Below are 8232 nucleotides of genomic sequence, written 5' to 3' on the forward strand. Positions count from 1 at the left end.
CCGCGCAGCCGGGGCCGGCACACCAGCAGCAGCACGACCGCGGCCACCAGCAGGCGCAGCGTCACCACGCCGAGCGCGCCGGCGCGCGGCATCAGCGTCACCGCGAGGGCGCCGCCGAACTGGACGGATATCCCGCCGGCGCGCTCGGCGTGGTGACGCTGCGCCTGCTGGTGGCCGCGGTCGTGCTGCTGCTGGTGTGCCGGCCCCGGCTGCGCGGGCACTCGCGCGCGGACTGGACCACGGTGATCGTCTTCGGGATCGCGATGGCCGCGATGAACGGCCTCTTCTACCAGTCCGTCGCCCGCATCCCGCTCGGCACGGCGGTCACCCTGGAGGTCCTGGGCCCGCTCGCCCTGTCCGTCCTGGCCTCCCGGCGGGCGATCAACTTCCTGTGGGCGGGACTCGCCCTGGTCGGCGTCGCGCTGCTCGGCGGCGGAGGCTTCGGCAGCCTCGACCCCCTGGGCGTCGCCTTCGCCCTGGGCGCCGGCGTCATGTGGGCGGCCTACATCGTCTTCAGCGCGCGCACGGGCCGCCGCTTCCCGCAGGCCGACGGGCTCGCCCTCGCCATGGGCGTGGCGGCGCTGCTGTTCCTGCCGCTGGGCGTCGCCGAGTCCGGCACGAAACTCCTCGAGCCGACGACCCTCGCCCTGGGCGCGGCGGTCGCGGTGCTCTCCTCCGTCCTCCCGTACACCCTGGAACTCCTCGCCCTGCGCCGGCTGCCCGCCTCCACCTTCGCCATCCTGATGAGCCTGGAACCGGCCCTCGCCGCCGCGGCCGGCTTCCTCGTCCTCAGCCAGGCCCTCACCCTCACCGAGTCGGCCGCCATCGCGCTGGTCATCGCGGCCAGCATGGGGGCGGTGCGGACGCAGGTGGGACGGGGACGGGCCAAGACGCTCCCGGGGCAGCCCACCTAGCTCCCCCCTCGCCCCCTCGCACGAGGGGGCCCGCGTCCGTCCGGTCCCGCGCGCGGCCCCTCGGTGTGCCCGGGATGCCCGGATGTGCGGAGAGGGCCGGCGTGCCGGTGCGCGGGCCGGAAGGCGGGGGTGTACCCGATCGCCGGGCTGCGCTACACTTGATCTTGAGCTGGTCGCCGGAGTTCCGGTAACCGGTCGCGCGTTGGTGGTCCAAGGAAAGACGTCCCGCTTCCTGCGGGGAGATGCAGGTGCAAGGCCTGCCCGGCGCTCCGAGGTGAGCCCCGTCCCGAATCCGGGACGGGGCTCACGTGCGTGCGGGCCGCCGCCGAGGCGGCGGCCCGCACGGAGCCCCCCGCCGGTGAGGGCCCGCCCGGAGGCCGCGGACCGTCGCCGGCCGCGGCGCCACCGCGCGGCCGCTCCGCCCGCCGGGTCAGTCCTCCAGGGCGTAGAAGCGCATCGGGGAGTTCGGCTCGAAGCCGATGCGGGGATACACGGGGGCCCCGGCGGCGGTCGCGTGCAGGGTCGCCCGGGTCGCCCCGGTGGCCGCGGCACCCTCGTGCAGTGCCTTGCGCGTCACCGCCTCCCCGTAGCCGCGGCGCTGCCACGCCGGGTCGGTGGCGACGAGCAGGACGAAGAGGCGGTCCTCCACCTCCATCGTGGCGGCGCAGGCCACGGGAGTGCCGTTCCGTACGCCCAGGCAGGCGTACACCCGGTTCTTCCACAGCGCGGACCAGACCAGACCGTCCCGGCCGTCCTCCAGCGGGAACCCGTACGCGAGCGAGTTGAGATCCGCGAAGGCCCGCAGGTGCTCACCGGTGGTCACGCGTACGAACGTCAGGTCGGGGTGGGCCGGTTCGGGCACCGGCAGCAGGTCCCCCGCCATCCCGGTACCGGGGAAGGCGTGCGCCAGGCCCGCCCGTGCGGCCGCCGGCCCGAGTGCCGCGCGCGCCTCCTCGTCGAGGAGGTCCTCGAAGACCCACAGGAAACCCGGGTGCCTCTTGGACCGCATGATCTCCGCCGCCTCGTCCAGGCGCCGCCGCACGAGTCCGGCGCCCGCGCCGTCACCGGTCAGCGTGACGCAGTTCCAGAAGGGGAACCGGCAGTCGGCCCAGCGGACGGCGAGGCCCGGGAGGTCGCGGACGTCCGCGTCCGGGTTCCTGTCGAGCACCATGACCCGCCAGGCCGCGGTGAGCTGTTGCCTCGATTCGACCGAGTCCGCGGGACCGTGCATGGGAAGCCCTCGATTCGTCGAGTGCGCGTCGTCGAGTACGCGGGAGCCGTCCCCGTGGTCCGCGACCCCTGCCCGTGCGCGGCGGCCCGCGGCGGGTCCGGGCCCCGGAACACCGGAACGGCGCCCCCGGGGCCCCTGGGACGGTACACCCCCTCGGACCGGCGGTGGCGTGCCTCACATGAACTCCGGGTTCGGTCGGATCATCGGATCACGGGGGAGGGGGCCGATGAGGCACGCGACCGGGGTCTTCCGGCCGCTGCAGGACGACGACCCGCGCGAGGCGGGCGGGTACCGCCTCGTCGCCCGGCTCGGCGCGGGTGGCATGGGCCGCGTCCACCTTGTCGCACACCCCGGGAGGCCGGCCGGTGGCCGTCGAGGTCGTGCGGCCGGAACCGGCCGGCGCTCCCCGCCTTCCGGCGGCACCCCCGGCCTTCCGGCGGCACCCCCGGCCTTCCGGCGGCACCCCCGGCCTTCCGGCGGCACCCCCGGCCTTCCGGCGGCGCCCCCGGCCGGGAGGTCGGGGCGGCCCGGAAGGTGAAGGGTGCCTGCGCCGCCGAACTGGCCCACGCCGACCCGGACGGCGTACCGCCCGGCCGGCCACGCCGTATGTGCCGGGCCCGTCCCTCACGGAGGCTGTCGCCCGGGGCGGGCCGCTGCCGGTGCCGGCGGTCCTGTGGCTGACGGCGGGGGCCGCTGCCGCTGCCGGCGGTCCCGTGGCTGACGGCGGGGGCCGCCGAGGCGCTGCGGGCCGTCCGCGGCGCGGGGATCGTGCACCGGGACCTGAAACCGTCGAACGTGCTACCGGCCTCCGACGGCCCGCGGGTGAGCGACTTCGGCATCCCGCTCGGGCCCGGCCGCCCGGCGGGAGGTCACAGGGCCGGAAGTGATGGTTCCGCCGCTGGGCCCGGGCCCGGACCTGAGCCCGGACATCGGCTTCCTGCTCGTGGACGCGACCGTCCGGCGGACGGACCGAGGGGCCGGGCCGCCCGGGGGACCCGAAACGCACCGCGGGACCGACGGGCATCCCCCTCCCCACCGTCCGCGACGAATCATGCAAGCATGCTTGATTGTTATGGGGGCCCCTGTCATGCTCCACACCACGCCGCGCCGCACACCACCGTGTCCGTGCCCCGAGGGGAGCGCCATCGTGTCCGATCCGTCGTCCGTGATCGACGATCTGCGTGAGGAGAGCGAGGAGGTCGACCGGCTCGTGGCCGGCCTCGGACCCGGGGAGTGGGGGCTCGCCACCCCGGCCGCCGGGTGGAGCGTCGCCCATCAGGTCGGGCACCTCGCCTGGACCGACCGCTCCGCCCTGCTCGCCGTCACGGACGCGGCGGGCTTCCAGGGGCTGGTCGAGCAGGCGCTCGCCGCCCCGCACACCTTCGTCGACGAGGGCGCCGAGGAGTACGCGCGGCTCGCGCCCGCCGAACTGCTCGCGCGATGGCGCGAGGGGCGGGCGGCGCTGGAGAAGGGGCTGCGGTCCGCGCCCCCCGGCACCCGCTTCCCCTGGTACGGGCCGCCCATGTCGGTGGCCTCCATGGCGACGGCCCGGCTCATGGAGACCTGGGCCCACGGACTCGACATCGCGGACGCGATCGGTGTGCCGCGGCCCCCCACCGACCGGCTGAGGCATGTGGCCTGGCTCGGGGTGCGGACCCGGGACTTCGCCTACGGAGCGCACGGACTCACCCCGCCCGCCGACCCCTTCCGGGTCGAACTCGTCGCGCCGGGAGGTGAACGGTGGGCCTACGGTCCCGCCGACGCCCCCCAGCGCGTCACCGGCCCCGCACTCGACTTCTGCCTCCTGGTCACCCAGCGCGCCCACCGCGCCGACCTCGCCCTCACCGCCGAGGGCCCCGACGCCGACCGGTGGCTCGACGTCGCCCAGGCCTTCGCCGGGCCGCCCGGCGGCGGACGCCCCCCGAAGGGCGAGGCAGGGGACGGCCCGGGACACCCCCCGAAGGGCGAGACCGGGGACGGCCCGGGACGCACCCCGTGACGGCGGCCCTGCGCATCGGGAACGCCTCCGGGTTCTACGGGGACCGCTTCGACGCCCTGCGCGAGATGCTCACCGGCGGTGAGCTCGACGTCCTCACCGGCGACTACCTCGCCGAGCTGACCATGCTCATCCTCGCCCGCGACCGCCTCAAGGACCCCTCCGCCGGGTACGCCCGCACCTTCCCGCGGCAACTGGAGGAGTGCCTCGGCCTCGCCCACGAGCGGGGCGTGAAGATCGTCACCAACGCCGGCGGGCTCAACCCGGCGGGGCTCGCCGACGCCGTGCGGGAGCTGGCCGGACGGCTCGGCATCCCGGTGCGGGTCGCGCACGTCGAGGGCGACGACCTCACCGCCCGCCACCCGGGCAGCCTCGCCGCGCACGCCTACCTCGGCGGCTTCGGCATCGCGGCCTGCCTGCGCGAGGGCGCCGACGTCGTCGTGACCGGGAGGGTCACCGACGCCGCCCTGGTCACCGGCCCGGCCGCCGCGCACTTCGGCTGGGCGAACACGGAGTACGACCGGCTCGCGGGGGCCGTCGTCGCCGGGCACGTGCTGGAATGCGGGACCCAGGCCACCGGCGGCAACTACGCCTTCTTCGGCGAACGTCCCCCCGGCGACCTCCTGCGGCCCGGCTTCCCGCTCGCCGAACTGCACGAGGACGGCGGCAGCGTCATCACCAAGCACCCCGGCACCGGCGGCTTCGTCGACGTCGGCACCGTCACCGCGCAACTGCTCTACGAGACCGGCGGCGCCCGCTACGCCGGGCCGGACGTCACCGCCCGGCTCGACACCGTACGCCTCACCCGGGAGGGGCCCGACCGGGTGCGGATCGACGGGGTGCGGGGAGAGGCGCCGCCGCCCACCCTCAAGACCGGCCTCAACCGGCTCGGCGGATTCCGCAACGAGGTCGTGTTCGTGCTCACCGGCCTCGACATCGAGGCCAAGGCCGGCCTGGTGAAGGAGCAGATGGGCGACGCGCTCGCCAAGTCGCCGCCCGCCGAGGTGCGCTGGGAGCTGGCGCGCACCGACCGGGCCGACGCGGACACCGAGGAGAGTGCCAGCGCGCTGCTGCGGCTCGTCGTGCGCGACCCCCGGCAGGAGGCGGTCGGACGGGTGCTGAGCGGGGCCGCCGTCGAACTGGCCCTGGCCAGCTACCCCGGGTTTCACGTGGTGGCACCACCGGGGAAGGGCTCTGCCTACGGGGTCTTCGAGGACGTGTACGTCCCCCAGGGCGATGTCGAGCACGTGGCCGTCCTCCACGACGGGCGCCGCATCCCCGTGGACGCGCCCCACGACACCGCCGTACTCGACGGCGTACCGGAACCCGCGCTCCCCGAACCGCTGCCCCCGGGACCCACGAGACGAGCGCCCCTCGGCCTCCTCGCGGGTGCCCGCAGCGGCGACAAGGGCGGGAACGCCAACGTCGGGGTGTGGGTCCGCTCCGCCGACGCCTGGCGGTGGCTCGCGCACGAGCTGACCGTCGAACGCCTCCGGGAGCTGATCCCCGAGGCCGCCGGCCTGCCCGTCACCCGGCACGTCCTGCCCCGCCTGCGCGCCCTGAACTTCCTCGTCGAGGGCATCCTCGGCGAGGGCGTCGCCGCGCAGGCCCGTTTCGACCCGCAGGCCAAGGCGCTCGGCGAATGGCTGCGGTCCCGGCACCTCGACATCCCGGAGGCCCTGCTGTGACGGTCCTCGCATCCGCGCTGAACACGGCCGACCCGGAGTACCGGGAGCACCGTGACGCCATGCTCGCCAAACTCGCCGAACTCGGCACCGAGCACGCCAAGGCCCTCGCGGGCGGCGGCGAGAAGTACGTCGAGCGGCACCGGGGGCGCGGCAAGCTGCTCGTCCGCGAACGCGTCGAACTGCTCCTCGACCCCGACACGCCCTTCCTGGAGCTGTCCCCGCTCGCGGCCTGGGGCAGCGACTACACCGTCGGCGCCTCCCTCGTCACCGGCATCGGCGTCGTCGAGGGCGTGGAGTGCCTGATCACCGCCAACGACCCGACCGTGCGCGGCGGCGCCAGCAACCCGTGGAGCCTGCGCAAGGCCCTGCGCGCCAACGACATCGCGCTCACCAACCGGCTGCCCGTGATCAGCCTCGTCGAGTCCGGCGGCGCCGACCTGCCCTCCCAGAAGGAGATCTTCATCCCGGGCGGCGCCGTCTTCCGGGACCTCACCCGGCTCTCCGCGGCCGGCATCCCGACCGTCGCCGTCGTCTTCGGCAACTCCACCGCCGGCGGCGCGTACGTCCCCGGCATGTCCGACCACACGATCATGGTCAAGGAGCGGGCGAAGGTGTTCCTCGGCGGCCCGCCGCTGGTGAAGATGGCCACCGGGGAGGAGAGCGACGACGAGTCCCTGGGCGGAGCCGAGATGCACGCCCGCGTGTCCGGCCTCGCCGACCACTTCGCCGTCGACGAGCGGGACGCGATCCGCCAGGCCCGCCGGGTCGTCGCCCGCCTCAACCACCGCAAGGCGCACGCCGACCCCGGCCCCGCCGCGCCCCCCGAGCACGACGAGGACGAACTCCTCGGCATCGTCCCGGGCGACCTGAGGATCCCCTTCGACCCGCGCGAGGTCATCGCGCGGATCGTCGACGCCTCCGACTTCGACGAGTTCAAACCCCTCTACGGCACCAGCCTCACCACCGGTTGGGCCACCCTGCACGGCTATCCCCTGGGCATCCTCGCCAACGCCCGGGGCGTCCTCTTCAGCGAGGAGTCCCAGAAGGCCGCCCAGTTCATCCAGCTCGCCAACCAGCGCGACATCCCGCTGCTGTTCCTGCACAACACCACCGGCTACATGGTCGGCAGGGAGTACGAGCAGGGCGGCATCATCAAGCACGGCGCCATGATGATCAACGCGGTCAGCAACTCCCGCGTCCCCCACCTGTCCGTCCTCATGGGCGCCTCCTACGGCGCCGGGCACTACGGCATGTGCGGCCGCGCCTACGACCCGCGCTTCCTGTTCGCCTGGCCCGGCGCCAAGTCCGCCGTCATGGGCCCGCAGCAGCTCGCCGGGGTGCTGTCCATCGTCGCCCGGCAGTCCGCCGCGGCGAAGGGCCGGCCGTACGACGACGAGGCGGACGCGGCGCTGCGCGCCATGGTGGAGCAGCAGATCGAGTCCGAGTCGCTGCCCCTGTTCCTGTCCGGGCGGCTGTACGACGACGGCGTCATCGACCCGCGCGACACCCGCACCGTCCTCGGCCTGTGCCTGTCGGCCATCCACACCGCCCCCTACGAGGGCGCGCGCGGTGGCTTCGGCGTCTTCCGGATGTGAGGCCCATGATTACTTCCGTACTGGTGGCGAACCGGGGCGAGATCGCCTGCCGCATCGCCCGCACCTGCCGCGAGCTGGGCATCCGCACGGTCGCCGTGCACTCGGACGCCGACGCGCACGCCCTCCACGCCCGCACGGCGGACACGGCGGTACGCCTGCCGGGGGCGGCGCCCGCCGACACCTACCTGCGCGGCGACCTGATCGTGAAGGCCGCCCTCGCGGCCGGCGCGGACGCCGTGCACCCCGGCTACGGCTTCCTCTCCGAGAACGCCGGCTTCGCGCGGGCCGTCCGGGACGCGGGACTGGTCTGGATCGGGCCGCCCCCGGAGGCGATCGAGGCGATGGCGTCCAAGACGCGCGCCAAGGAACTGATGGGCATCGAGCCCCTGCGCGAGGTCACCGAGGCCGACCTGCCGGTGCTGGTGAAGGCGGCGGCGGGCGGCGGCGGGCGCGGCATGCGCGTCGTGCGGCGCCTCGCCGACCTGGACGGCGAACTGGCCGCGGCCCGCGCGGAGGCCGCGAGCGCCTTCGGTGACGGCGAGGTGTTCACCGAGCCGTACGTGGAGGGCGGCCGGCACGTCGAGGTGCAGGTCCTCGCCGACACCCACGGCACCGTGTGGGCGCTCGGCACCCGCGACTGCTCCCTCCAGCGCCGCCACCAGAAGGTCATCGAGGAGGCCCCGGCCCCCGGGCTGCCCGCGCGGCTCACCGAGGAACTGCACGCCCTCGCCGTGCGCGCCGCGCGCGCCGTCTCCTACGTCGGCGCCGGCACCGTGGAGTTCCTCGTCGCCGGCGGCCGACGTAGGAG

General features: G+C 75.2%; 6 protein-coding genes and 2 pseudogenes. 6 read left to right on the top strand and 2 right to left on the bottom strand.

Annotated elements, in window-relative coordinates; genetic code table 11:
* Positions 1-131 (bottom strand): annotated as a pseudogene (locus tag AOK18_RS34280) (EamA family transporter); the annotation flags it as partial.
* On the opposite strand from AOK18_RS34280, the gene AOK18_RS13875 reads away from it, so the two are divergent.
* Positions 120-914 carry an EamA family transporter gene (locus tag AOK18_RS13875; protein ID WP_055694556.1) on the top strand — a complete coding sequence of 265 codons (795 nt, stop codon included), beginning with the start codon at positions 120-122 and terminating at the stop codon, positions 912-914. The pseudogene AOK18_RS34280 and the gene AOK18_RS13875 sit on opposite strands and share 12 nt — an antisense overlap.
* 430 nt (positions 915-1344) lie before the next feature.
* On the opposite strand, the gene AOK18_RS13880 is transcribed toward AOK18_RS13875, so the two are convergent.
* Positions 1345-2145, bottom strand: coding sequence for a GNAT family N-acetyltransferase (locus tag AOK18_RS13880; protein ID WP_055694557.1), 801 nt, complete (start codon positions 2143-2145; stop codon positions 1345-1347).
* Between the two features lie 226 nt (positions 2146-2371).
* On the opposite strand from AOK18_RS13880, the pseudogene AOK18_RS34285 reads away from it, so the two are divergent.
* The 5 genes and pseudogenes from AOK18_RS34285 to AOK18_RS13900 form a co-directional block, all read left to right on the top strand.
* Positions 2372-2991: pseudogene (locus AOK18_RS34285) on the top strand (protein kinase family protein); the annotation flags it as partial.
* Positions 2992-3292: 301 nt separating this feature from the next.
* Positions 3293-4144, top strand: a complete 852-nt coding sequence (locus AOK18_RS13885) for a TIGR03084 family metal-binding protein (protein ID WP_055694558.1) — start codon at positions 3293-3295, stop codon at positions 4142-4144.
* Positions 4141-5829 (top strand): acyclic terpene utilization AtuA family protein, encoded by a 1689-nt coding sequence (locus AOK18_RS13890; protein WP_055694559.1) that lies wholly within the window; start codon positions 4141-4143, stop codon positions 5827-5829. The genes AOK18_RS13885 and AOK18_RS13890 overlap by 4 nt, the downstream gene beginning before the upstream one ends.
* Entirely contained in the window at positions 5826-7424 is a 1599-nt protein-coding gene (locus AOK18_RS13895; protein ID WP_055572040.1) for an acyl-CoA carboxylase subunit beta, read from the top strand. The genes AOK18_RS13890 and AOK18_RS13895 overlap by 4 nt, the downstream gene beginning before the upstream one ends.
* 5 nt (positions 7425-7429) lie before the next feature.
* The coding region (locus tag AOK18_RS13900; protein ID WP_157865095.1) for a biotin carboxylase N-terminal domain-containing protein at positions 7430-8232 on the top strand (803 nt) is incomplete at its 3' end.

Origin of the sequence: Streptomyces prasinopilosus (assembly GCF_001419695.1) — a bacterium.
In the GTDB taxonomy this organism is placed as follows: Bacteria; Actinomycetota; Actinomycetes; order Streptomycetales; family Streptomycetaceae; genus Streptomyces; species Streptomyces prasinopilosus.

Coding starts and splice junctions, on each gene's coding strand:
- AOK18_RS13880 (WP_055694557.1), bottom strand. CDS start 2,145: ATGCACGGTCCCGCGGACTCGGTCGAATCGAGGCAACAGCTCACCGCG.